The sequence below is a fragment of the Anaerobacillus sp. QJM3NY_32 genome (assembly GCF_056173645.1).
The window spans coordinates 1669845-1694708 of the sequence record NZ_CM149684.1 but is presented as its reverse complement, the minus strand read 5'-3'; the positions used below and the strand labels follow the sequence as shown (position 1 = coordinate 1694708).

Here is a 24864-nt window from a genome sequence, read left to right as displayed (position 1 = left end):
GGGATAAATGCTTAAGACTGTCTAACTGATGACTCATGCAAATAACGATTAACAAACTTAAGTAGCGCTCTTCTTGTTAGAATGCCTTTAAAGATATTCTCATCATCGACTACACAAAGGAAAGGATGATCAATTGCTAGCTTTAACCCTTTGAAAAAACCGTCCTTTTCATTAATACAAGGTATTTCTGTATTCATAACTTCTTCAACAACTAATTCACTTAATTTCTCAAATTCAATTCGTTCGATGCCTAGAATTGAATCAAGGATGAGCGGCTGACTAATTAATCCCTTTAGACGGTATTCAGTATCTAATACCGGGATAGACGAATAGCCTGATTTAATCAAAATAAGCATCGCGTGCTCCAAAGGATTCGTCAGCTGAACATGTGCTACTTTTTCTGCTGAAATCACAAGATCTTGAATTCCTGTTTCATACAAATTAGGTAATTCCATATGTTTTGCCATTTAAAACGTCCCCTCAAGCATGATTCGCCCTGTAATTTTTCTCTAATGAAGGTCTGTTATTATAGTAACATGAATGGGGATTGTCCGTTAACTATTGATTAATGTTCATAAATCATTTTACGAGTCATACCTCCATCAACGACTAAATTCTCACCTGTGACAAAATCATTTTCTTCATTCGTTAGGAAGAGACAGGCACGTCCAATATCTGATGGCTTTCCAACTCTTTTGGATAGATGCTGCTCATGATCCACGTCACGTAAGGCATCATAGTCTTCTACTTCAATCCAACCCGGGCTAATTGAATTGACAGTAATATGATCATCTGCAAGGGACACTGCTAGCGCATGAGAAAGCGCTACGATTCCTCCCTTAGTAGCAGCATATGCTTCACTGTTCGGTTCTGACATCGTCGCTCTCGTTGATGCAATGTTAACGATTGAGCCACCGTTATTTCTTCTCATAAGATGAGCAGCGGCACGAGACCCAAGGAATACGCTTCGTAAATTGGTGTTGATGACGTTATCCCACTCTTCTACACCTAGTTCATCCATATGTTTAAATGCTGTTAGGCCAGCATTATTGATTAAGATATCTAGTTGCCCATACTTCTCTTCAACTTTATGAAAAAGCTGTTTAATGGATTCTGGTTTACTTACATCTGTTAAGATAATGTCACCATAACCTCCATGCATTAATTCTGCTGTTTCTTTGCAACCTTCTTCATTCACATCGGCAAGAACAACGCGATAGCCTTTATCGGCATAAGCAATCGCAACTCCCCTACCGATTCCATGTCCAGCACCTGTTACTACAACGACTTTTTGCATCAAATAACCTCCTAAAACCAGTTTTTACGTTTGAAATAAACGAGCATTAAACCAGTTATGATAATCATGACAATCCATACGGCTGGATAACTCCATTCCCAGCTTAGCTCCGGCATGTTTTTGAAATTCATGCCATAAATTCCTGCTATGAATGTTAACGGAATAAAGATTGTTGAAACAATCGTTAGTACTTTCATAATCTCGTTCATTTTCATACTTAAGCTGGAATAGTACACATCCAGTAAACCGTAAAGTTGGCCTCGAGAAGTCTCCACCATATCATTTGCTTGGACAATATGATCGTGAATATCCTGCAAATAAAAGGAAATGTCCTCTTTTATATAAGGGACTTTCCGATTAATTAATTTGTTCACGACTTCTCTAACTGGCCAAACCGTTTTCTTAAGCTGCAGAATTGTATTCTTATATTGATTAATATCTTGTAATGAATGATTATCAGGATCTTCCATAATCATTCCTTCTAACTCAGCTATACGATCATCCATTTCATCCATAATGATCAAGTATTGATCAAAGATTACATCAAGTAGGGAATAGTAAAGAAAATCCGCCCCACTCTTTCGAATTCTCCCTTTGCTTTCCTGAAGTTGTAAACGAACTGGATCAAATAAGTCACCGCGCTTTTCCTGAAAAGTGACGACTGTGTTCTCCATTAATATAAAACTCACCTGTTCGATGTCAAGATCAGTACTTTCAGGTGATAAATCAAGCATCTTTACAATCGAAAGTAAGTGATCTTCAAAAAAGTCTATTTTCGGTCGATGATCCGTATTTAAAATATCCTCTGTCGTTAAAGGATGAAGTCCTAATTTTTTACTAATCTGATCTACCAACTGAACATTATGTACTCCATTTACATTAATCCAAGCTACTTGATCAGAGTCAATCAATGTCTTTATTTTATCTATCGAAACATCTTCAAACTCTTCCATTCCATGAGAGTCAAATGCGATAGCTGAAACAGTGACTTCCTCCGTTTGCTCATCTCCTATATAAACAAGCGAGCCTGGGGGCATTCCTTTTTTTTGAGTTCGATTTCTTCTAAGTTTTGTACGAATCCCCATTTGATTCCACCTCAATTCTCTTCTAAAATACCCTAAATTAATGTATTGAAAACACGAAAATCTTTTCAATTCTCCTGTTTAGACGCATGTCCAACAATAATTCAGCATAAAAAAAAGCCCATTAAAAAGGGCTAAAGCACATCTTCTTTACGAATGATCTCTTCATACTTTTTCCAGAACATTTCAAGATCAGACTTAGAAGAATCTGTCTTAATAGCATTCCACACAACTATCATAAATAAAGCAAGTCCAAGAAATAAAGCGGCTAATGATAATAGTACAGCTACCATCAAATCCCCCCTAAACGGTTCTTTCCATTTTATGATGGTAAATGCACTAAAATGTTAGAATAAACAGATAATACTTGATTCTTTTTTCTAACTAGGTTATGTTACGAAAAACATCTTTTTCATCAAACAAGCACTTATTATCAAAAAGCAGAGTATAAGGAGGAGCATTATCATGGATCACTCTCGAAAAGATATTAAACAAATTGAAGAAAAGGCTAAAGAAGATCAGCGCCGCGCCGAGAAAGCCAAAAAAGTTGTGAAAGAAGCACAAAAAAGCGCCAATCCACAAAGAGAACACAACGAATTCTCATCGAAACAATAACAAAAGGACGCCTTCTAATTGGAAGGCGTCCTTTTGTTATTGTTCTGTATTCAATTCAATCAGATTGCCATCAGGATCAGAAACAAAAATTTGGGCAAAACCACTTTTACTCGTTGGATTCTCATAAACCTCTATCTTTTTTTCACGCAGCCACTTCAACGTATTATCATAACTAGTAACACGAAAAGCGAAATGCCCTTCCCTGGATGATAATGAGGTTGAACCGCGAAGCGTATTAGCATCAGGATACACAATTAAATGAAGCTGTTGTTGACCGATTTGAAACCAGGCGCCTGGAAAATCAAAATTGGGGCGCTTCATTTCTTTCAAGCATAATATATCTTTATAAAACTTTTTTGCCCGTTCAAGGTCTGTTACCGCCAAACTAACATGATGAATTTGCTGCACTTCAATCAATTTTGTCCCTCCCGCTCTTTACTTCTTGATTCTCTTGATTACTACCTAACTTTTGACTTGAAGGTAAACTAATTCGAAAAACAGTTCCTTTGCCCTCTTGGCTAGTAACATCAATGCAACCACCGTGTTCCTTAATCACTTTATAGCTTACCATTAATCCTAGACCAGTTCCTTTTTCAGAAGTTTGGTAGTAAGGTTCACCCAGTCGATTAATCAGATGCTTGGGTATTCCCTCGCCTTGATCTTCTACTTCCACAATCACTTCTTTTTCTCTATTTTCCAAAAGACTGATTCTAAGTTGACCGCCATGCGGCATGGCTTCAATACCATTATTCATAATGTTCATAATGACCTGCTTAATGTGTGAACTGATACAAACGCACTGAATATCCGTATGACTATAAACTTCAATTATATCAATACTACACTCAGCAGCCTTTTTCGATAGGCGCTCAATTAAATCTCTCATTAGATGATTCATGTGAACCGTTTCGTACGAGACAAACTCTCTTTTTGATAGAAGAAGAAATTCATTTATCGTCTCCTCTAGCTGTTCCATTTCACCCCCAACTACTTTAAGAAGTTCTTGATTAACCGCTTCATTTCCATCCAGCATTTGAAGAAAACCTTTCACTGTTGATAACGGGTTTCTAATTTCATGGGCTACCCCTGCCGCAAGATCACCAAGAACATGGCTTGTTTCCGTCTTACGTAGATGTTCTTCCGCATTCTTAATCTGTGTCACATCTCGAATAATGACAAGATGATGCTCAGGATAGATGTGGTAGCTTAGTGTAAAACTAAATGTTTGAACGACACCTGTTTGATCGTTCATTCTTTTTCCTTCGCCGCTTCTCCCTAATTCAGCAGGATGGTCCCAAGTAATATCACATTCTTTTTCTAATGAAGAATAATGCTTATCAACGACCTCGTTCTCTTGTAATTGAAATAGTTCACAAAATGCCCCATTAACTTTTACAATGATTCCTTTTTCATTTAGGATAGCCATACCATCTAAAGCTCTTTCGAACAATTGACGAAACCGCTCTTCACTTCGCTTTAGTTCTGAGAACATTTGTTTTCTCTCTGTAATATCACGGTATATGGTTAAGTACAAATCTCCATATCCGCTTTTCTTCGTTGTAAACTCAAGCTGTTTCTTTTCTCCACCGAGCATTGTGAATTGAAGATCGCCTCGAATTTCACCTTGTTCTTCTAACATTATTTGAAACGATTTTCCCGCCTTAATATCCACGCCTTCAAGAAAATCAAACAAATTATACGTTTTCAAATCATTTAAGCTTACCTTAAAGATCTGACAAGCAGCAGGATTCGCGTCTACGATCATCCGATCTTTGTCCCAAATTAAAATACCATCTAACGCATTTTCAAAAATGTTCGTGAATTTATCTTTGCTTTCCATCAACTGGTCAAACAATACCTGTTCTTCGGTAACATCGCGAATTATTGATAAATTATAATCTCGATAGGCTTTATACGTTATCGATAATTCAACGGATTTCCGTTTGCCATTCTCAAGGAGAACAGGAAGCTTCTCCACTACATATCCCTTGTCAATCAAATTCTTTCTCATTTTTTCCAATGTTTCAAGCCCCTGAGGTGCAACATGATGTCCAAGCTTCATAGATTGAATCGATTCCATATCAATTTCAAAAATATCACAGCATGCCTGGTTGATTTCAATCAAGTTTCCCTCTTGATCTGAAAGCGTCATGCCATCTCTAGAATGATTAAAAATATGATCAAGCTTTCGACTTTTTTCAATCAATTCGAGCTGAAGATCATTTTTTTCCAGTTCAGAGCCGTCTTCAAGCATGGAAAATGTTTGCTGATTTGGTTTTTTATATTCCATACGCGGTCTCCCTTTATGTGTAATAGTCTCATTATACCATCTCGGGGCGTTGAACATAGTATTTAACTCCTAGAGTCATCATTTTACTGTATGATTTAATATCCTTTTCCTTTATCGAATACAACTGAGCCATTTACATATCTTCAGATGAATAAACATGAATGACTACTGACCCTTCGATCGCTTTTGCTCTTATTAGAATCGGCTGATTAAAATCATTTCGAAAGGAAAAATCTGGTCCGTACCAGCTAACCGTAGCATCTCTACCAGGCTTCACATATGGAACACTTCTACTATGGGAATAGCGTTCTAAAATATGGACACCAGCCTGATCTACTGCATTAAAAAGAGTAGATGAGACTTGACAAATCCCACCACCAATTCCTTCAGATAACTCTCCTCTTACAATGACTGGAGCTGGTAAATAGCCTTTCTCTTTTGTTCTTTTCCCAACTGTTCGATTGAAAGAAAAGGTTTCTCCTGGGAATATTACAGTATTGTTAATCGCCTCAGCCGCTAACATAATATTCTTCGTTCGCTCCAGATTCCCTTTCCTAAAATAAGTAACAAACCCTCCCACTTGTTTTTTTCTAATGGATGATAAAAGCTCTGCGTTTACTTTTGGGTAAAGAATGGTGAGATCTGGTTGAATCCAAGTTGAACTATTGCGGTATAGACTATGAAGCAAATTCTCTCGAAAAGCGCCTCGATGTAACTTGTATCCATTGACTCCATCGACAATAGCTCCTTGATTATCAATGTAGGCATTTACTGGAGACTTTGAGATAGCTACATCTACCTCATCCATTAATTCCTCCACCCGATCTGCTTCATAAAAGGGATAACCAAGGTCTTTTGAAAACAACTCTTCTTTCTTAATCTGATAAGTTTGTGCTCCTTTGTGGTGAATCGTTATGTGATGGTTTGAAAGCGCTGAAAACGCTATGGCCAAAGATAGAAATAAGTGCACCTTTACCATTCCCCCTTCTGAACTCGATCGTAGTATGCTTCATTTTAGGGATTAATAAAATAGCATACATCAGAATCGCTTGAGCAAAATAACTATGATGACTATACACAAGGGGGGAGCTAATGAAGCGTTTATTTACTTGTTTCATTTTATTATGTACGCTAGTCATTCCTACACGCGCTATAGCTGCCGAACCTTTTGATCACCTTCTCCCTATCGATAGTGAAATCAAACTTCTGCCATGGGAAAAAGCAAATGAGCTCCTCCCTCGGAAATCGATTTTTACAATGATTGATATTGAAAGCGGGAATTCATTTCAAGTTCAACGGAGAGCTGGTAGTAAGCACGCAGATATACAACCGTTAACGAGTAAGGACACAAAGGTTTTAAAAGCGATTTATCAAGAATGGAGTTGGAAACGAAGGGCTGTCATTGTGCTATACGAAGGGAAAATGATTGCTGCTTCCATGAATGGAATGCCTCATGGAGCTGGCGCATTAGATAATGGATTTAACGGACACTTTTGCCTTCACTTCTTAAATAGCACGACTCATCGCACCCCTACACCAGATCCCGCGCATCACTTAATGATTCTAAAAGCAGGAGGACAGTTAGATCGCTATTTAATGAAGCGGACCCCTGAACAGCTCGTTGATGTTCTCATGCTGGCGATCAATAACACAGATGCTTCTTTATTAAGAAGAATTGTTTCTACACCTTTATCTGAGAACGAATTAATCGACCTCTCTCGCTTGTCGTTTACAAAATGGAAAGTGATCAAAACAGATCAAGCTGAACAACAAGTCAAAACCAGAGTCGAAATTTATATAAAAGATGCTGGTGTTATTACAACAACGATTGATTTCGCTGCACGACAAGATCCGATCACAAACAAATGGCAACTCGAAATACCAAAATTACTCGAAATTTCAAAAGACTAACAAGGAGTGACATAAATGGATCGTTTTGAACAAGCTTATGAAGAGTATGTTAAAAATAGTGAGGCATATCATACTCCACCAGAGGCAAATTCCACCCATATTACGGCTGTCCGCAAAAATGAGGATGGAGATTTAATTGCTTTTAAAACAAACACGGGAGAAGAGCTAGATTATGTCCAGGCTTTAGACGCTGCAAAGAATGGTCAACTTTCGGGGGTAGATGTATTTCAAAAGTATGGTAGAGAAATTATTCGAAGTGAGCCTGATGGTACGAAAGAAAATAATTTCGATCATTTACCAGAATTTTAAGGATGTCCGATCTCACTCCTCCGTTTACTTCTTGATCCAATGCAAAAAAAGTGGCACCTCAATGAAGTTGAGGTGCCGCTTGGAATGTATTATGTATGGTGATCCGTATTGGGCTCGAACCAACGACCTCTACCCTGTCAAGGTAGCGCTCTCCCAACTGAGCTAACGGAGTGCCTTCTATAGCATCTTAAGAGTGGTTAACCACTTTTCAATTGAGTAGTACACTTTTTATTATATAGTTGTCTTGAGAATACTTCAAGTGGTTTCTGGTGAGACAGGAGTTCGTGAGTTATAGCTCGCGAGATTAACCGACCAAAGTACCTGTCTCGCAAAAGATAATTGCAACTGAGTGGCTCCTTCAGACACAAGAAAAGCCCACCTCAGGGGGTGAGCTAGTGAGTTAATTTTTCTAAATTGAAGCAATTGTTTCAGGTGGTGGTATGATGTGATGAAGGCGCATAGACCTGCCACCTGTTCGTGCATTCTCCTTTAAATATTCTTTGAATCCTTCACTTATACCAGCCATTTCTTCTATAGAAGTAATATTGAAAAGATCTTTGGTATTCTCAACGAAACTTTTCTTTTTCAATTTACTCATAAAATCAATACGTCCTCTTACAATATATGGACTTGTCTGGGGAAACCAATTAAAGTAATTATCCAAAATATCGTTTGCGTAACTCATGAATAGTATCAATAAGTCTGCTTCAATTAAATCTTCAGAAGAAATCCCTCGATAATTAGCACGATCAATAATTAACTGCCCAGCATTTGAAATATTTTTTTGTCCAGATGAAGGTAAAGGAACATTTTGAATTAATTCAAGGTACGCATTGAAAATACCAATATTGGCATCATATTCTCTATTAAGACTATCAACCACTAAGTATCGACTAACAACAAGATCTTTTAATGCAACATACTTTTTGTTTTTGTACAAGACTGCCACAGTATAAATTATCATTTCATTTACAAATAGCTTCATATGATCGAACTGAGTTCTGAAAAAAGCATTAGTAGATACAGTTTCAATGATTGGATACATTCCTTCAAATAGTTCAATTAATAAGTCACTGTTTACTTTATTCGTTTCTCTAATATAGCTTTCTAAAAACTCAATATAAATATCTCTCAAGTCGATCATGTCATGAAACTGACCAAAAACCTTCTCTTCAACCTCTTCTTTAGCATCAACAGTAATTGCGAATGTTTTATAATCATTTTTAAATTCATTTGCAAATTCATTAAAATACACCTCAATGTTTTGAGGACGTCTTTCCGAATCCCGTTTAAACCTGTATAGAGCTATTTGACTCTGAAGAGTAGATTTCTTTTCATCTTTTAGCAAAAAACTTGGAGTGTCTCCTTTTTCAGGTCTTACAAACTCTGGCTTTCCAAATAAATTTCTAAGTAACTTCTCGTATCCATCCTCATAGCTTTGATCTGAAGACATATCAATATACTTTTTCCCCTGAAAATAAGTTGGGAGAAATGCTTCTCCACTTTCATCTCTTTCAGCTACAATTGGAATAAACTTTGTTTGTTCAACATCTCTAAAAACTTCGTTTGAAATAATTACAGTCTCAGTCCCAACTCCACCCTCGTATCCATTCGCTTTTTTTGAATAAACTTCATCACTTATAACCAAGACTTTTGTAATATCAGAATCATTGACACACCTTAACATGAAGGCATTTAAATCCTGTCCTTCAACAGCATCCCATTTATCTAAAACAACCTCCACATTATTATGTGTCAACCGTTCAGCCAAATTAACAACCCACTCTTCATGGTCAGGGCTTGACCAAGCATAAGAAATGAAAACCTTATCTGCTTTTAATTCTTCCATTTAGTAACCTCCATTTTTTTGAAATCTAATTCCACTTTATTCCTTTTCGACGCAAATAAATAATTAACCTCTTTATAGATTAAAATAATATAAAAAAAGAGCCACCTCATCAGGTGACCCTTATAGTCCATTTCCATGGTTAATCTGTTTAGCTTCTTTAATAGACCTCTCAAGACTAGCTTTAGCTTCCTTGTTTCTCACTCTATCACGTTCCCACTTCATGTACTCTAGCTCACTAGACCTCTCAAAAGTATATTCAGTTATATCGTTAGACCCCAAGTAAGTGAGTGCTCTAACTAAGCACATATCATAAAGCACCTCCTCAGTGAACTTTCCAGCTGGAGGATTACAGAATTCCTCAAACTCAGCTGTAACTCCACCAACCTTGTAAGTAATCTTATACTTATAGTAATCCTTCATATGCTTCCCTCCCTGTTTTCTCAACTTCATATACTTTAAGTAAAACTGGCTTTTCTTCCTTTCTTGTATAAATCATAATAATCTTTTCAGTGCGACTGAAGAGTTCACTATTTGAGTCGAAAATCTCTTGCTCAATGGAATCAATATTCTCCTGAATCTCCCCTAGGTCGCCCTCTAGCATCACAATAGTTTTCTCAGCCAACCTGAACACGTTATTCTTTTCCACTCCATACTTCTTCAAGGTATCAGCTCCCATAGAAAATATTTTCTAGAGCACTCGCTTTAATGATATGTAAAGGGGAGGGTCCAAGGTCAGCTCCGAGAGTGTAACTCTCTTCAGCACCTTCCTCAGATTGTCCTTCTACCCTTCATTTCTTATCGTGTTCTTACATTTCTCCTGAAGTCACTCATGAAGTTATCCATACTTGCACTGTTCTGGACTTCATTAGCTACTTTGTCAATCATTACACTTTGAGACTCTCCACCAGAGCCTTTAACATCTACCGAGCCAGTGAATTGAACCTCATGAGTCACTTTCATTTTGTTTCCACCAGTGAACGTTTGAAGACCTTCTAGCTGTTTCATCTCTTGACCCATTCCCTTAACAGTTTCTTGCATGTTTTTGGGAAGTTGAGTTATCCAGTCATTCAAATAATCACCATCTTGAAGAATTGCGTTGAAGTATTTTGCTAATGGTGAGCTGTTGCTGAATTGGAACAACTTCTTGTTATCCTTCATGACTTTCTCAGGTGCTATAGCTTTCATAGCTCTACTAATTGCACCCTCCATTTTCCCTGTCTTACTAAGTGCTCCCTTATACCAAGTTGGGAAGAAGGCTTCACCAGACTTATCTAGGTCACTCAAAGGTCCTTTCTTTGCAGGTGAGAAAGGTAAGAGGTCACGAATTGCACTCATTCCCCCTGAGACAGCGTCACTGGCTTTAGAGATACCTGACTTAATACCTCTGACCAGCTCATCAAGTAACCCTTTACCAGCACTCATAAACTCGGAACCAAAGCCAGTAATAGTAGAAATTATATTACTAATTCCATCACTAACTTTGCTTTTACCTTCATCCATCATGCTTTTGAAGCCACTAACAAGGTCGTCTTTTGTATTAGAGACCCACTTCATTACCTTGCTCGGAAGTTCACTGAAGAAGTCCACCACTGAATTTATTCCATCAGTCGTTTTCTGCTTCGCCTTGCTCCACATGTCTGCCATTTTGGAAACTACGTCAATTCCAAAGTTAGAAAGAATATTAACAATGGTACTGAAAATTCCTGCAAAGAAATTCTTCAGAGCTTCCCAGAGTTTCTGAACAGCTTTAATGCTAGAGTCAACAGCTTTTTGCCAGTATTTCTGGGCTTCACTTACATCACCAGAAAGAAGAGCTACAATAGACATAAAGACATTTATAAACATGTCTCCGAGCCAAACAACCGACTCAATCAATGGACCAATAGCTGAGACAATTCCATTAAAGACAGCTAGTGCAACTGTCAGGAATACTCCAAGGTTAATTCCAATCGCTGTTATAATTGGCATGAGAGACTTCATGAGTACCTTTATCGACTCCCATAATGGTGTAAAACTGTTTTTAAGCATCTGGAAGGAAGCTTTAAAGGTCTCAACAAATCCGTTAATTATTGGCATGAGGTAGCTAACTACCTGTTGAAACTTTGGAGCTAACTTATCCCAATGAGTCATTATGAGAGCGACTACTCCAGCAACTGCGACACCTCCAGCAACGAAAGCACTAAAAGCAAGTAAAACAGGTGCCATTGAAGCAACTAGCAAGGTTAACCCTCCAACTAGTGTCCCGATCAGGACTCCTGAAAGTGCAACAAGAACAGTTTTCGCTTTCGTACCAGAATCCCAAAGTTTCTGGAATCCATCCAAGAGACCACCCTCAAAAGTGCTTGTGAGTGCTGTTAATCCATCATTAATCATCGGTAGTACGTTAGCACCAAACCAATCAAAAGCACCTTGAGTCAATGTCTGAGCCAGCCAATTGAAATTCTCTCTTGCTAACATGGCTTGCCCTGTAGTGGACTTCATGAGGTTAGCTGTACCACCTCCAAAGGTCTTTTGCATTCCTTCATAGATCAGAGGAAGTGCATCTTTAGCTAATAACTTTCCATCCTCACTCAGTTTCCTTACTTCTTCTTGAGTCATTCCCATTCCATCAGCTAACATTTGCCAAGCACCAACTCCTCGCTCTGCTAACTGTTGCATCTCTTCAGCTGACACCTTTCCTTTTGCATTCATTTGACCAAGTGCCATTCCTAGACCTTTGACAGTTTCTGAACCACCACCTAGAACAGCTGAAGCGTCACCCAGAGCAGGAAGCCATTTGTTCACCTCTTCCATTCCTAGACCCATACCCATAAGAGCTGTAGCTGTCTGGTCAATGTCTTTATAGTTAAATGGTGTTTGTTGTGAAAAGCTCTTCATCCATTGCATTTGCTTTTCAGCTTTCTCAGATGACTTCAGGAGCGTAGTCCAGCGAGCGTCTGAGCTCTCTAGTGTGCTATTCATTTTTGCACCAGCTACCCCAATAGCCAATAACCCAGCTCCACCGACTGCTCCAATTGCTGTAATGGCTCCACTAGCCTTCTGAGCTTTCTTGTGTAAGCTGTCAAAAGCTCCACCAATCTTACTTATTTTAGAACTAGCCCTGTCGGTTGCATTAACAACAATATCTATAGCATTAGCCAATTTCCTCACCTCCATTTTTGTTTTAAGCCAGCACAAATAAGCCCACCCTTGTGGGTGAACCTAATTCCTGACTCATGTACTATTCCTTAGTCTTCATCATTGAACAACATTGTAATATCTGTTTTCTGTTTGTTTTCGCTGTTCTCTCTAGACTTGTTGAACTTTCTATTAAGTCCCAGCGTCTCAGCAAAACGAATGAGCTTCACTTCAAAGTCATTGTAATTCTGAGAGTCACTCAGGAAGTCAACTGAATCCTTTCTTGCTTGCTTGATCTTGTTCATTAAGAATCTATCAAGCAAACTTAAATTAATTGGGTCAGTGTCATCTGGGTAAGTTTCAAAAAACCAGTCAACAAAATAATTGTACATATCAGTTTCCTCTTGAGTCAGCTGGCTCTTGAAGTCTTTAGAATAAAGTCCATGAATCATGTATGCTTTTGGGTTTAAATTCTTCAATGCTTTTTCCCTCCCTTCTTGTGTAGTAGGTCCAGTGCTTTTGGCTCCATGAAAGTGACAACGTGCTTTACCCTCTACAGGTTTTCTATTGCATAATGTCATGTCACCTTTGAGAGCACCACATATCTGAGTTTCTTTTCTCATCTTATTTCTGAGTTTTCTTCTGGCTTTCTCGTGTGCTTCCTTATCACCTTCTTCTTTTGCCTTCTTGACCTCCTCAATCATCTCAACAATTTCAGGATTAGCCTTGTAAGGTCTTCCTCCTTTGTTACCTTTAACCATGTGCTTTCACCTCCATAGTTGTAATTAAAAAGAAGCCCACTTTAAAGGCTCCTTCCATGTATGCTTTCGTATTCTGCATAAAATGCTTCAAACTCTCGCTCTTCCTTGTTTATCTCGTTGAGGTGGTCAGTAACCTGCTTATATTGGTAAGCTGTCATTTTCTCCTCTAGTTCGTCCTTCATGTTGTACAGAGAAAGGACCTGTTTTTCTTGCTCATTAAGTTCAGCAATAGATAGCTCAAGAGCGACCTCCATATAAGCGTCTTGACTGTACTCATTCTTTTCTTGAATTTTTTCAGCTTTTCTAAGGAGCTTTTGAAGCTCGTTTATTTCCTTAACATTCAATTTTTTCTTGCCATGTAGTGCTTTATGAATCAATTCTCCAGCTCTCTTTGTTTCAGTTTTACTCAATCCCTCAAACATATTAATCCCTCCATGTTTTCATTTTTTTTTAGTGTAAATAAGAACTAGCATATACATGAGTGACCTCATGGTCCTTCAGATCAGCTGACAGATCAGCTAACCGAGAAGTTACCATTTTAAGAGCTTCACCTCTGAAAGCTTCAGCTTCTGGGTTATTCTGTACCATTTCCAGCAATTCAGAAGCTTTCTGAAGCTCTCCGCTGAGTCGTCTCTTCTGTTTAATATTCATCTTTTCCCTCCTCGCTTTTGTCTATTGGATTGCAATAAAACCACCTAGCTCAGACTGCATTTTCATTAATTCACTTTCTGAGTAGCACTCAATAAAAGCTCTTTCAAATTCTTCTAAGTTCTTCATTGAATGAGCTAGCAACCTCATAAGTCCTTTCTCTTGAAATAGCTTTGAAGCGTACTCATATTCAATGAGTAGGTCCTTGTAATTCCTTATTACATTTTCCAAAGTGCTTCACCTCGGTTTAATTACTTGTGAGCCAGCTTTCAGGTCCCTACTGGGAATCCAACTGGCTCAGTGTTACTTACTTTTTCACGTTATCTTTCTTGAACTCACACTCGTCAATAGCGTCTAGAATGTCGTCTATTTTTGGCTTGCTCCCCAGACAAACTAATGAGGGGTCCAATACAATTCCGTTTTTTGCTGACTTAACCTCATAAATCGCTCTTACTTTTCTTAGCTTTGGAAATGCTCTCTTAACAAAGTCAATTGAAACGTTAAACTCCTCAGCAACGTGCTTTCTCTTCCATATGAGTAACTTACTTTTATCCTTTTCTTGTGGGTTATCGACTAACAAGTTAAGCTCATAGTGAAAATGAGAGACCATATACATCAATAATCCCAACTCACTCAAAGTCAGCTGTTTAGCTACCTCTTTTAGTTTGGTCTTGTAGACTTTCACGAACTTGAAAGGCTCTTCTACGTAACCAGAGTGGAAGAAGTTTTCTCCAAGGCTCAAGAAAACCTTTCTACCTTCCTTCTCACGAACTACTAAGCTTAACTTTTCAAGTTCACTAATATTATCTCTAATTTGTCTCTCAGACTTACCAACCAGTTTAGCTAAATCAGAAACACTCACTTTTTTTCCTTCATTAAATAGAACTCCATCAGAGTTATGCTTCATCAGGCTGACCATAAACATCAATACTCCATTTTGCTCAAGACTTAAATATTTTTTCACTTCTTTAAATTCCTCCTTGACCATTATGAATTGCTCGTTAGTACGCTTCTGTACCTTACTCTTCTTCTTATATGCTTCATCACTTCTTACTCTCTCAGGTGTCTTTACTTGTCCACCTCGTGTAACTACCTCTCCCACCGTTAAGTTATAATCAATTGACATTTCCTTTCCTACTCCTGCTGACTGACAGCTTGAATTATTGTTTTGAGTTTGCTAGAATAATAATTGGGTCATCATGCCCACCTCGTTCTATTTGGTTGAAATTAAATAAGAGCTATTTCTCAGCTCCCGTTTTCCTGCATCCATTTTGAATTTAAATACTCTCAATCTCTCATCCTGTTTACACTGAAATTCCCTTAATCTTTCATCCTGCTCAGCTGACTTCCTTTCCACATCCAATTTAATTTCACTTAAACTCCTTTCTGCATCTACTTTTTTAAACATACGACTCACCCCATAACAACCGAGAGGAATAACCCTCCCAGTCTAATTAAAATTGTTTTTTAATCTGCTCCATCGCTTCAGCAACTTCCTTACTGATCTCAACTTCTACTTGGTCTCGCTTTTCTTCCCACAAGTTTCTCATTTTGTGACCTTCAGGGAAGTACCCAACATTCAATCCAGCTTCCTTGAGTAAACCTTTTGGTGTAAATGAACCTGAGTTACCATGAAGCTCTTCCAGCTCATATCGAATGTAGTGCTCAAGTTCATCTTTTAATTTCTTAGACTTAACAGCTTTCTTGTATTTTTCTAAGTCCTCCTCAGCGACTGCTTCAAGCTTTTCTTCTTGCTTGCTAGACTTCATTTCAATGTATTGAGCGTTCAGCTTGTCAGCTTCCTTCTGAGCTTTCTCATGGTCTTTCTGTAGCTTTTCAAGTCCAGCTTTAAATTTGTCTACTTTCTTTTGAGCTGTTGTTGTACCTTCTAGCATTGCTTCTGTCTCAGCTAATTGAATAGCGTTATTAACTCGTTGAATCTGACCAGTGACCTCTTGAACTTTCTCATTAGCTGTTGCTAGTTCATTGTCCAGCTGACCCATTTCCTTCTCTTTTGAAAACGTAAAATTAAATAAATTCATTCCAAATCACTCCATTTTGTTTTATTTTTTTAATTTAGTATTTTTCCACTCGACTTAACTTCAGCACTTACCAATCCATTTAGATCAGTTTCATTTAAACCAGTTGCCAATTTGTTGAGGGTCCCAAAAGTAATTCTCTTTGTAGAACGAATCTTGCTCAGGTGTGTTTTATGAATCCCTGTTTTATCAGCAAGCTGAGTGAGCGTCATTCGCTTTCTTTCTAGTATCTTGTCAATGTCAACAAAGAATCTAACTGACATTTTTTTTCACCCCCTGAAAAATTCTTTTGACCTCTTAGCGTACTCTTCCATTTCATTTAAGAATGTAATGTACTGAGCTAAACTCATATCATTCATTTCAGCTAAATACTCCATTGTCTTTTTCAATTGCTTCTTGTCAACTAGTCCCTCAAAGCGTTCCGACTCAGTAAATTCAAATATGCTCAAGTCCCTCTTTGATAAGTTCACTTTCTCAGATACAAGAATAAGATTTTCTTTAGTGCTACCAAGCCACTGCTTTGAGATAGCTTGCACATGGTCTATATGAAGGGTGTCTGTTTTCTCTCCACTAATCATGCAACAACCATTAGATACTTTCTCAAGTTCCTTGTATTCCTCAATAGTGAAAGTATCGTCTAGCCACAACTTACGTGCTCTGCTATTCTGTCTTTGAACTAGCCTTCTATCTCTCATTTTCCTGTTGTATTCATTCTGCATTTTCTTATGACATTCTCTACAGTCAGGGCGAAGATAGCCTTCCTTTCTCTTATAGAAATCCTCAGGGGCTTTGAATACCTGACAAGTCCTACAAAACTTCTGAATAAGCTTTCCTTCTTTGTAAAGCTGAAACTGGTTTGTTCTTTTTGTTTTCTTTATCTCCAGCATTTTTATTCTCCTCCATATGTTATATATTTCACCAACTCTCCCCCATAAAAAGAGCACCTGAGAGGTGCTATATGGAAGCTGTTTGTCAGCATGGAGAGAATGATTAATTTTATTAGGGAAGAGAATGCTCGCTCGTCCTGTTAAGGAGGTCGTCGCAAGCTATTCTCTCAAGTCGTATGCTTAAAAAAATTAAGCAGATGTTTTGTTGCTCTTTACGAGCATGATATAAAGAGAGCTGTTTCAAAGGTGTAGCCAGTTCCAAGCTACAATGAAGAAAACAAAGAAGGAACTTTGTGGTCAACAAAGTGAGTCGATTTTTTTGTCCCTATACTAAATATATCAGTGTAAGTAATACGCTTTTGACCCCTTCATTACTATATATCAGAGGTGCGTTTACGCTCTAAGCGCTAAAAACAGCTATAAACCTTGATATATAAGGGTTTTCGATATTGGAGGTTTATATTACATTATTGTTACAGATTAAATAATCTATTGATTTAATATTTAAAGTAGTGCATTTAATTAATTCACCCTCAAAATGGTGTATGAGACCGCTGGTATTACACTGTTTTGGTGTATGAGACCGCTGGTATTAAAATAGCTGAATCCCTTGGGAGAGTAAGAGTTAACTCACTTTTGAGCTTAGAGATTCTCTATATTCTATGAGTAAAACCAGCTATCTCAGGGGTGAGTACGAATATCCCCAGTATCAAATACTGCACAGTTCAGGGATGGCTCAAAACACTGGGAGAGTAAGGCTCAAGGCACTTTCAGGGAGCTAAACCTTATTACTTCTTACAGTAAGCTACCATCCTCAGGAAAGATTAAGGTCCACTAGTGAGCTGGCTCAAGGAGTGATTAAGTTCCACTTTCTTTTTCTGGCTCAAGGTATGAATAAAATAAATGGAGGTGGATTATTGAGAGTCCTTATGAGGTAGGACAGCTTTTTCTTTTGGCTGTCTCAAGGGGAATTAAACGTTCATTGAGGTGGACTAATTAGTCTAGCTCAATATTAATTTATGTAAGCTTACTAGTGAACTAGCTAGATAACTTATTAGATACAATATAAAAGAGAAGTAGGCTAGTTAACTTTACTAGTATGTTTACTAATCTACTTTTCTTTTTTTGTTTGTCTTTTTATATTTACTATATTAGTTAACTCTAAGAGTGCTTTTTCTTAGATATATCAGAAAGGTGTTTACATCAAGCCACCTTTGAGCCAGCTCTTTAGACTACTGTCTACGAGGTGAAGTCTCAATAGCACACTCTGAAAGCCCACACAAGCGCTCCTCAGGGGTTTTATAATAAATCTAATACAAATACACCATAAATAAAAAAGGTGGCTTAGAAAGCAATCTGAGAGCTTATACATCAATTGAATATTTATTTTCCCTTTGAGCTGGACTATAAATAAACTCATGAATACGCTTAGAAGGCTCTCACAAGGCTTCTGAGAGGTCCTGTCTCATAATGAATGCTGTTTATCGTTATATGAGGAAGGACAGCTCTAATGTGGGCTAGTGAGGGATGAACGCAAAGGACACTCTTGAGGTGGAGTAATGAAGAAGAAGTCTCTACTCACAATATGAGTAGTAATCAGAGAGGTAACCCAAACGTTGACATCAATACTTTTAACCTCAAAAGGTGGTAACCCAAACATTAAAATTATTAGTGAGTCAGGTCTATATTCTCTGATTTTACACTCAAGAAAACCCCTCATTCCTTAACAATGAGGGGTTTTCATACTATGAACACCCTTGAGCTGGACTAATAAATATTAAAAAGGACGTGCGTTTAACACACACCCTTTGGAGAATACAAACATGAATAATATTCAGGTTCAAACAAGGCTATCGTTTCAGTAGGCTTGGGGGGGGTTCATACTATGAACACCCTTGAGCTGGACTAATAAAGGTGAAAAGGGTACGCACAATATGAGTACCCTTTACATTATGCAGATCAGGTAAGATACCTCAATGTTATTCATGAGCCAGGCGCTTACTCTCTCAATATTAGACAAGAAAAAGAATACCCTGCGTTTAACGCAAGGAACCTCCAAAGGTGGTAACCCCAACCTCTATAGTGTAGATATTGGGAATGTACTGAATGAGAATGACAAACATATGTTAAACATAGATTTAACTGATAGTTTCCCTTTTTTATGAATGAACTTCAGAGCTTTACTCATAACGAACTTGGACAGGTAAGAACAGTAACTCGTGAGGACGGACCTTGGTTTGTGGCGAAAGATGTTTGCAACGCTCTCGGGTTAAAAAACTCGACAATGGCATTGAGAAACGTGGACGAGGAAGATAAACTTCAATTGAATTTAGGTTTAGCTGGTCGCTCTCCATTTGTAGTTAATGAGTCAGGACTTTACTCTCTGATTCTCTCTTCAAGAAAACCACAAGCAAAGAAGTTCAAGAAGTGGGTAACTGGTGAGGTACTTCCTTCTATTCGTAAGAATGGTGGTTACATTGCAACAACTGAGGAGGAGACTCCAGAGGAGATTATGGCTATTAAGGTCGGTAGTACCGACACTATTCTTAGAGGTAACCCAAACCTTTCAAAAAAAAGAGTACTAACGAAGTGGATAGTATCCACTTCGTTAACTCTATTGGTTAAACGAAGATAAAAATAATAGTGTCTCAATTCAGGACGGTATTCTGTAGGTGGTACTGTAAAGGGGGTCGAATAGAGAAACTGATTATGTTTAATATAGGGAGTCCACACTATGGACCCCCTTATAATGCCCACCTCATAAAAACAGTACTTTTGAATCATTTTTAAAAACAATTTGAGAAATGTACTCATTTTGTTTACTACTGAAGACGGTCTAACTTAAAGTTAGGTCGTGGAGCTGGCTCCAAAGGGTACGATTACTAATCGTCTCCTTGAGCTGGAACTCCCATAATCTCCTCATATTCTGCTTTCCACTCATTGTATTCCTTCAAGATATGCTTTGGAGCGTCCTTCCTCAGTCTTCCATAATCATCTAACCATGCTATCCATTCACTATTAACAGGAATCATTGAGCTTTCCTCCTATGTTTGCTGTTGAGGTGGCTATTGAGAACGGTCTATGTTAAAGATAGGTCGTGGAATGCACTGTGATCTAGTCAGTTTCACCTATCACCCTTCCATTTTGGTAGGTCGTTATTGATATTATTCCTTGAGTTCTGTTGAGGTGGCTCATAATGACACTCCCTTTTTAATCAAAGTAAAATTTCAATAAAAAATTAAGGTGGCTTCATGAGCTAGGCTCTGGAAGTTAAACATGGGTGGGGACTCTGGAGCTGTAACTGGATACGAGATAGAGAATGTAAGTTGGACTCTGGAGGTGGGACTGAAGAGAACTACTTCTTTATTTGACTAAAGAGGTTTACTCTAAAGTGCTGTTTCTAAAAATGTCACTCAGGGAGCAGGGAAACACCCCCACCCCTCATAATCTTTCGCTCCAGCTCTGTCCCTGAGTACACCCTCAACAGCCCACCTCACAAGCCCTCTGACAGCTTCTCTCTCAAGCCCACCCTAACACACTAGAACCTCTCAAAGCCTTCTCTCATGCCTTGTATTGAGTCTCTATGAGGTAGTGCTCTGGAGCTTGCTTCCTTAGTGCTCTACCAAAGGGACTTCATACTATGAATACCCTTGAGCTGGACTAATAAGCTGGTAATCTAACAGCACAACAGAGACCCTTGAGCTAGGCTCTGGTGTCCTCTCTCAGGTCCCTCTCATGTATTGGACTTATAGCATATGGACCAACAGGAACGCTCTCAGGTAGGCTCTTGAGTACGTCTGGTGGTAAGCTCTGGAGGTGGACTCTCAGGGGATCCAACAGAAGCCAGCTCAAGGTAAAACGATAATAAAAGAAAGCTGGCTCATGAGGTGGATAACTGAGCTTTACTTCTCAGGTGTACTGTATAGGGAATAGCATAAGAAGCCACCTCAGTTAAAAGCAATTGTTATGAGCTGGGACTTCATTAGTGGCTCTCTCAGGTTCCTTCTCTGGAGCTGGACTCATAAGCATACTGACAGCTAGATCAGCTCTCAGTTGGACTCTGAAGAGATTCTCTGGAGGTGAACTCTCAGACTGGCTCATAAGATCAATAATAAAAGAAAGAATGGTTTCATGAGCTGGGAACTCACAAGGTAAGCTCACAAGCCTTGCACACCACTTTACTATCAAGATAGAGGTCTAGAGAATCCTATAACAGCAAGGTTTGTTCTCAAAGGTGGGTTGTAAAGTGGTCTAGAAGGTGCTTTTTAGCATGTATAGTGGTCACCAGTTTGGTCTGTCTCAGTGGGCTTTCTAGCTGGTTTGTGGCTCTGGAAGTGAACCCATGAAAGGCTCTGAAAACTGTCTCAGGTGCTTGCTATGGAGGTAGACTCTGGAAGGTTAAACTGTTGGGTCATGGTGGTTGAGTGGGCTTTTGGAGTGAGCTCATGGGGTGCTAAATAGTTCTCGGTGGCTTATACTCAAAAACAACCTCGTGGAGAGGGAGGTAAGCTTGTAAAACCCCATTAGACCAGCTCTAAAGCCATCTCAGAAGTTAACCCAATAAGTCCTCTCTCAAGCCACCTCTAGAGCCCACAAATAGAACCACCTCACATACTCCCTCGCAAAGAGTTACACCTTAAAAGCTCCAGCTCATAATAGACATTAAAGAACTGGCTCACAAGGTCTTACTAACAAGCTACACCTCACAAGTCCACTTTTATTTTCATTTATATCCTGTCTCATGAACTGATCTCCCATACTGAAGCTAACACTCTCGATCTCACATACTGAAGCCAGCTTCTTCTTTGCTTTATCTTCTCATATTCACTAACATTTTGTAGCTCACAAACTAGCCCAGTTTCCTTTCCTTTCATATGCTTCATTTAATACCACATTAATCCTCTAGAGCTATTCTCAATAGCCTACCTGATTGAATACCACCCTAGCAGGATGTCTGGCATATGGCACATTCAGTGTACTCAAGAGTTCCAGCTCAAAAGGTATATGCTCGATCAAAAGGATAATTACCTACAGTAATTATAATGAGTGTGGCTCTAATACTGTTACAAATAAAGGGAATAGACTCCAGAGCGTAGAAAGTTAACTCTGATAAAAAAATGAGGAGATGAATTGAATATGAGTGAGAAAAATATTGGTATTGCTAAAAAGTACAGCTGGGAATTAAATGAAATATATAACATTCTAACTGAACTAGAAAATGGACTTGTTACAGACCTTCACCCTAATGTAAAAATGTATGGACACCTTAACACAAAAATTCCAAAGTTAAGAGGAAAAATTAACACTCTTTTGAACAGAATTGACAGACATGAACCCTCAGAAGCTGAAAGACTATCATTCTCCAAGAACAAAAAGGATATATAGAAACACGAGAGACCCAGCTCAAGGGTCTTTTTGGTTAATGGAATATAGCAATTTACTTCTTAACCTTAATAGGATTCTCTAAATGTTTTATCAACTCTTCCTCGTTCTCTTTCAGGTGCATATAAAGTTCTGGCTCTTTAGCTTTTACCTCAGTTTCGATCTCAGAGGGGTAAAAGGTGATTGTCTGACCTTCTTTAAAATCCATTACTTTGATAAGCTTGTTAGTTCCAACCCATTCAACGTGCATGAAGTGGTAACTCAAAGAATCACCTCCAAATGAAGTATTATAATCTTGCTACTCTATCCACTACTTCCTTCATTTTTCTTGCTCTCCATTTAAACCCACACTTAAATTCTATAGCTTTAGTAATAGTAAGAATATCCAAGTTACTTTTATTAAGGACAGTACTCTCAATTTCATCTACTTTTATGCGAACTTCCTTTCTACCATTTGAGATAATTATCATTTTACCAGAATCTATAGTCTCCACTTTTCCCTGCTTAAATGATGATAATTTCACTCTTCTATTACACTCTCCAGAATATCTCCAGCCTACTACCTCAGCTGTTTCAGCTTCATAAATTGCACTTACACAGCCTTCAAGAAGCATATCCTCTAATACAGCATTGATAAATTCTTTATCATATTTTAATCCCCACTGGTTATATTTATAGAGTTTGAAGGTAGTTCTTACCCTATGAGTTATGGCTTCAGTAGAGGGATAAACAGTTGACATTTCTTTAATAGCTTCTGGGTCTTCCATTGTAGCCATGGAATGAGTGGTGTCCTTATCCCACTCACCGTTCCAAGCTTTAAGAAAGGAAGAAATGTCTTCTTTAATAGAGTCCCTTTCGATTAAATGGAAGTTAATTATTCTATAAATAATAAGTGCAGTGATGAAACCAAAGATACCAATGATAACACCACCAATTGCTCTATCCATTATCCATAATAAAAAGTCAGTGAAACCACCAATATTTAACATAAATACACTCCATCTATAACTCATATGTTCAACAGTATTTTCAATGGCATGTAGTGATTTTAATCCAGTAACTTAATTAAAACTCTTTTTGCAAACTGAACAGTTGATAAAACATTTATTAATCTTAGTGCATCGATCTTCTTCCAATATTTCGGGTCATCTCTACCATGAATTACCCAGTGTCTATTAATAAGTTTTCGCCTACTATCGGAAAACTTTCGTGATTTAAAGAGCTCTTCATCTAAAAATAAATACAATGAATACATTAATATTGCTTCGAATTTATCTTCATCTGTATCAATCTTTGCTTTTAAAGAATCAAGTAATTGCTTACCTACTTTGTGCGTTTCAGCTATTTCACTCACTTCTCCCTCTATTACTGAAATCAAAGTTGGGATTGCAATTTTATATTTATCATTCTCAAAACTCACAAAACATTCATTTATTAATTCATTCCATTTATAGTTAATTCCTTCAATCACTTTTTCTTTAGTCTTATAATAATTTTTCCAATCATTAGATTTATAATATGTATAAAAATAATGATCTACGGTATTTATAGATTCATTTAACAAATTGTCATTCAAATACCCACCAAGACTCATTTCACCCGTTAATGTCCATCCGTACTTTGAATTGTTAATGGTAATACTTCTAATGCGCTCATAATCAATATCAAATTTAGGGAAATCAAACCTTGGTAATTCAATTTTGGGGATAGATACAGCTATTCTTTCTCCTATATTTGAAACACCAGCCATAGACTCCCCTACTTTCTCCATTGATTTCAAGAACTTTTCGTATTGATTCAAGATATCTCTCCTTTTTTAAAAATCATAACATTAATTGGTAATATTTACTCTTTTGGTTTTATCCAGTTTAAGAAATTGACACTCACTTCCTTCCTCTGTTCATGAGCAAACACCCCTGAGAGTGAACCCCAGAAGTAAGCACCAAAGCTCTTCTTTATTCGATTGAACTTGTAAGCTGTCACTGAAGCCTTAAACGCTCTGACAGCTGGCTCAATAATATCCATAACAGCTGGAGCATATCTCTTAGCACACACCTGAGCTTTACCCCACAAAGAGTATACTTCCTCAGGACTCACAAAGGGTTTCACTACTCTAATGAACTCACTAGGAACAAATTCAGTTAAAAAGCTATAATCTATCTCCTGTTGTCGTATGTACTTAATATCTTTTGAGAAGGCTTTAAAAGAAAAGGTTTCCTTTGAGCCAGATTGCTCTTGAGAACGCTCTGGAGCTGGTTCCGTAGCTTCCTCACGAGTGGTCAGTTCGATTGGACAGATGAGTGTTAAAGAAGCACCAAAGCCCCCTCTTACTGGTCTAATTGTTCGTATGCGCTTAATGATTCCTAGATCAGAGAGAGACTTGAGAACACGTTGAATAGTCTTCTTTGATACCTCTAGAGCTTTAGCCATTGAATCCAACTTTAAGAAGCTGACTCCTACGAATTTCACTGAATGACCTGAGAAAAGCCAAAGGAGCTCCCTTTCATTCTTGCTCAATTCAAAATGAGTCAGCACCTTGCTTATATGTTCATCCATTTGTGACACACTGGAGAACGTCTCATATTGTCTTAACTTGTCCATGGTATCCTCCTCAGAATAAACCAAAGAGGTTGCTCCAATTTCCTTCTATACTTATAATGAAAGAAGAGAGGAACCA

At 38.0% G+C, this 24864-nt stretch carries 31 protein-coding genes; 6 read left to right on the top strand and 25 right to left on the bottom strand.

The window, feature by feature from the left end; translation table 11 throughout:
* Positions 1-11 precede the first annotated feature (11 nt).
* From cbpB to AC0VYH_RS09095, 4 genes are all read right to left on the bottom strand, one after another.
* Positions 12-467: a cyclic-di-AMP-binding protein CbpB gene (gene cbpB / locus AC0VYH_RS09110; RefSeq protein ID WP_430241979.1), complete on the bottom strand. Its 456-nt coding sequence runs from the start codon at positions 465-467 to the stop codon at positions 12-14.
* A 98-nt stretch (positions 468-565) separates the two neighbouring features.
* A complete protein-coding gene (locus tag AC0VYH_RS09105) occupies positions 566-1297 on the bottom strand; it encodes an SDR family NAD(P)-dependent oxidoreductase (protein WP_475368881.1) in 732 nt (243 codons plus the stop codon).
* Positions 1298-1308: 11 nt separating this feature from the next.
* Complete coding sequence (corA, locus tag AC0VYH_RS09100; protein WP_226612668.1) at positions 1309-2382, bottom strand: magnesium/cobalt transporter CorA; 1074 nt, start codon at positions 2380-2382, stop codon at positions 1309-1311.
* Positions 2383-2513: 131 nt separating this feature from the next.
* A complete protein-coding gene (locus AC0VYH_RS09095) occupies positions 2514-2672 on the bottom strand; it encodes a hypothetical protein (protein ID WP_430241985.1) in 159 nt (52 codons plus the stop codon).
* A gap of 172 nt (positions 2673-2844) precedes the next feature.
* Between AC0VYH_RS09095 and AC0VYH_RS09090 the strand changes: the two genes are divergently transcribed.
* A complete protein-coding gene (locus AC0VYH_RS09090) occupies positions 2845-2994 on the top strand; it encodes a hypothetical protein (RefSeq protein ID WP_226612666.1) in 150 nt (49 codons plus the stop codon).
* 36 nt (positions 2995-3030) lie between these two features.
* Here AC0VYH_RS09090 and AC0VYH_RS09085 read toward each other — a convergent pair whose 3' ends face one another.
* The 3 genes from AC0VYH_RS09085 to AC0VYH_RS09075 form a co-directional block, all read right to left on the bottom strand.
* Positions 3031-3402 (bottom strand): VOC family protein, encoded by a 372-nt coding sequence (locus tag AC0VYH_RS09085; protein WP_430242411.1) that lies wholly within the window; start codon positions 3400-3402, stop codon positions 3031-3033.
* Position 3403: 1 nt separating this feature from the next.
* A complete protein-coding gene (locus AC0VYH_RS09080) occupies positions 3404-5284 on the bottom strand; it encodes a PAS domain S-box protein (RefSeq protein WP_430241987.1) in 1881 nt (626 codons plus the stop codon).
* Positions 5285-5417: 133 nt separating this feature from the next.
* The gene (locus AC0VYH_RS09075; protein WP_475373693.1) at positions 5418-6254 is read right to left on the bottom strand and encodes a VanW family protein; all 837 of its coding nucleotides are present in this window, start codon (positions 6252-6254) and stop codon (positions 5418-5420) included.
* 122 nt (positions 6255-6376) lie between these two features.
* Between AC0VYH_RS09075 and AC0VYH_RS09070 the strand changes: the two genes are divergently transcribed.
* On the top strand, positions 6377-7195 hold the full coding sequence (locus AC0VYH_RS09070) for a hypothetical protein (protein WP_475367205.1): 819 nt from the start codon (positions 6377-6379) through the stop codon (positions 7193-7195).
* A 15-nt stretch (positions 7196-7210) separates the two neighbouring features.
* Positions 7211-7504, top strand: coding sequence for a DUF3892 domain-containing protein (locus tag AC0VYH_RS09065; RefSeq protein WP_430241993.1), 294 nt, complete (start codon positions 7211-7213; stop codon positions 7502-7504).
* A 409-nt stretch (positions 7505-7913) separates the two neighbouring features.
* Here AC0VYH_RS09065 and AC0VYH_RS09060 read toward each other — a convergent pair whose 3' ends face one another.
* From AC0VYH_RS09060 to AC0VYH_RS09000, 13 genes are all read right to left on the bottom strand, one after another.
* A complete protein-coding gene (locus tag AC0VYH_RS09060) occupies positions 7914-9353 on the bottom strand; it encodes an SEFIR domain-containing protein (RefSeq protein ID WP_475373692.1) in 1440 nt (479 codons plus the stop codon).
* Between the two features lie 120 nt (positions 9354-9473).
* On the bottom strand, positions 9474-9773 hold the full coding sequence (locus AC0VYH_RS09055; RefSeq protein ID WP_475373691.1) for a hypothetical protein: 300 nt from the start codon (positions 9771-9773) through the stop codon (positions 9474-9476).
* Complete coding sequence (locus tag AC0VYH_RS09050) at positions 9757-10014, bottom strand: hypothetical protein (RefSeq protein WP_475373690.1); 258 nt, start codon at positions 10012-10014, stop codon at positions 9757-9759. The genes AC0VYH_RS09055 and AC0VYH_RS09050 overlap by 17 nt, the downstream gene beginning before the upstream one ends.
* A gap of 134 nt (positions 10015-10148) precedes the next feature.
* Positions 10149-12494 (bottom strand): tape measure protein, encoded by a 2346-nt coding sequence (locus tag AC0VYH_RS09045; RefSeq protein WP_475373689.1) that lies wholly within the window; start codon positions 12492-12494, stop codon positions 10149-10151.
* An 86-nt stretch (positions 12495-12580) separates the two neighbouring features.
* Positions 12581-13231 (bottom strand): HGGxSTG domain-containing protein, encoded by a 651-nt coding sequence (locus AC0VYH_RS09040; RefSeq protein WP_475373688.1) that lies wholly within the window; start codon positions 13229-13231, stop codon positions 12581-12583.
* Positions 13232-13272: 41 nt separating this feature from the next.
* Positions 13273-13653, bottom strand: coding sequence for a hypothetical protein (locus AC0VYH_RS09035; RefSeq protein ID WP_475373687.1), 381 nt, complete (start codon positions 13651-13653; stop codon positions 13273-13275).
* A 28-nt stretch (positions 13654-13681) separates the two neighbouring features.
* Positions 13682-13882 (bottom strand): hypothetical protein, encoded by a 201-nt coding sequence (locus AC0VYH_RS09030; RefSeq protein WP_475373686.1) that lies wholly within the window; start codon positions 13880-13882, stop codon positions 13682-13684.
* A 21-nt stretch (positions 13883-13903) separates the two neighbouring features.
* Complete coding sequence (locus tag AC0VYH_RS09025; RefSeq protein ID WP_475373685.1) at positions 13904-14110, bottom strand: hypothetical protein; 207 nt, start codon at positions 14108-14110, stop codon at positions 13904-13906.
* A 76-nt stretch (positions 14111-14186) separates the two neighbouring features.
* Entirely contained in the window at positions 14187-15005 is an 819-nt protein-coding gene (locus tag AC0VYH_RS09020) for a hypothetical protein (protein WP_475373684.1), read from the bottom strand.
* Between the two features lie 87 nt (positions 15006-15092).
* A complete protein-coding gene (locus AC0VYH_RS09015) occupies positions 15093-15287 on the bottom strand; it encodes a hypothetical protein (RefSeq protein WP_475373683.1) in 195 nt (64 codons plus the stop codon).
* A gap of 46 nt (positions 15288-15333) precedes the next feature.
* Positions 15334-15921, bottom strand: a complete 588-nt coding sequence (locus tag AC0VYH_RS09010; protein ID WP_475373682.1) for a hypothetical protein — start codon at positions 15919-15921, stop codon at positions 15334-15336.
* A gap of 29 nt (positions 15922-15950) precedes the next feature.
* Positions 15951-16181 carry a helix-turn-helix domain-containing protein gene (locus AC0VYH_RS09005; protein WP_475373681.1) on the bottom strand — a complete coding sequence of 77 codons (231 nt, stop codon included), beginning with the start codon at positions 16179-16181 and terminating at the stop codon, positions 15951-15953.
* 6 nt (positions 16182-16187) lie between these two features.
* The gene (locus AC0VYH_RS09000; RefSeq protein ID WP_475373680.1) at positions 16188-16805 is read right to left on the bottom strand and encodes a hypothetical protein; all 618 of its coding nucleotides are present in this window, start codon (positions 16803-16805) and stop codon (positions 16188-16190) included.
* A 1616-nt stretch (positions 16806-18421) separates the two neighbouring features.
* Between AC0VYH_RS09000 and AC0VYH_RS08995 the strand changes: the two genes are divergently transcribed.
* Complete coding sequence (locus tag AC0VYH_RS08995) at positions 18422-18532, top strand: BRO family protein (protein WP_475373679.1); 111 nt, start codon at positions 18422-18424, stop codon at positions 18530-18532.
* A 434-nt stretch (positions 18533-18966) separates the two neighbouring features.
* The gene (locus AC0VYH_RS08990; protein ID WP_475373678.1) at positions 18967-19440 is read left to right on the top strand and encodes a BRO-N domain-containing protein; all 474 of its coding nucleotides are present in this window, start codon (positions 18967-18969) and stop codon (positions 19438-19440) included.
* A 247-nt stretch (positions 19441-19687) separates the two neighbouring features.
* On the opposite strand, the gene AC0VYH_RS08985 is transcribed toward AC0VYH_RS08990, so the two are convergent.
* Positions 19688-19837, bottom strand: coding sequence for a hypothetical protein (locus AC0VYH_RS08985; protein ID WP_475373677.1), 150 nt, complete (start codon positions 19835-19837; stop codon positions 19688-19690).
* A 2104-nt stretch (positions 19838-21941) separates the two neighbouring features.
* On the opposite strand from AC0VYH_RS08985, the gene AC0VYH_RS08980 reads away from it, so the two are divergent.
* Positions 21942-22190 carry a hypothetical protein gene (locus AC0VYH_RS08980; RefSeq protein ID WP_475373676.1) on the top strand — a complete coding sequence of 83 codons (249 nt, stop codon included), beginning with the start codon at positions 21942-21944 and terminating at the stop codon, positions 22188-22190.
* A gap of 52 nt (positions 22191-22242) precedes the next feature.
* Here the strand turns inward: AC0VYH_RS08980 and AC0VYH_RS08975 are convergent, their stop codons facing one another.
* The 4 genes from AC0VYH_RS08975 to AC0VYH_RS08960 are packed head-to-tail and all read right to left on the bottom strand — an operon-like array spanning position 22243 to position 24788.
* Positions 22243-22452: a hypothetical protein gene (locus tag AC0VYH_RS08975; protein ID WP_475373675.1), complete on the bottom strand. Its 210-nt coding sequence runs from the start codon at positions 22450-22452 to the stop codon at positions 22243-22245.
* Positions 22453-22474: 22 nt separating this feature from the next.
* Positions 22475-23176: a hypothetical protein gene (locus AC0VYH_RS08970; RefSeq protein WP_475373674.1), complete on the bottom strand. Its 702-nt coding sequence runs from the start codon at positions 23174-23176 to the stop codon at positions 22475-22477.
* 59 nt (positions 23177-23235) lie between these two features.
* Positions 23236-23988: a hypothetical protein gene (locus tag AC0VYH_RS08965; protein ID WP_475373673.1), complete on the bottom strand. Its 753-nt coding sequence runs from the start codon at positions 23986-23988 to the stop codon at positions 23236-23238.
* Positions 23989-24032: 44 nt separating this feature from the next.
* Positions 24033-24788, bottom strand: a complete 756-nt coding sequence (locus tag AC0VYH_RS08960; RefSeq protein ID WP_475373672.1) for a helix-turn-helix domain-containing protein — start codon at positions 24786-24788, stop codon at positions 24033-24035.
* Positions 24789-24864 lie beyond the last annotated feature (76 nt).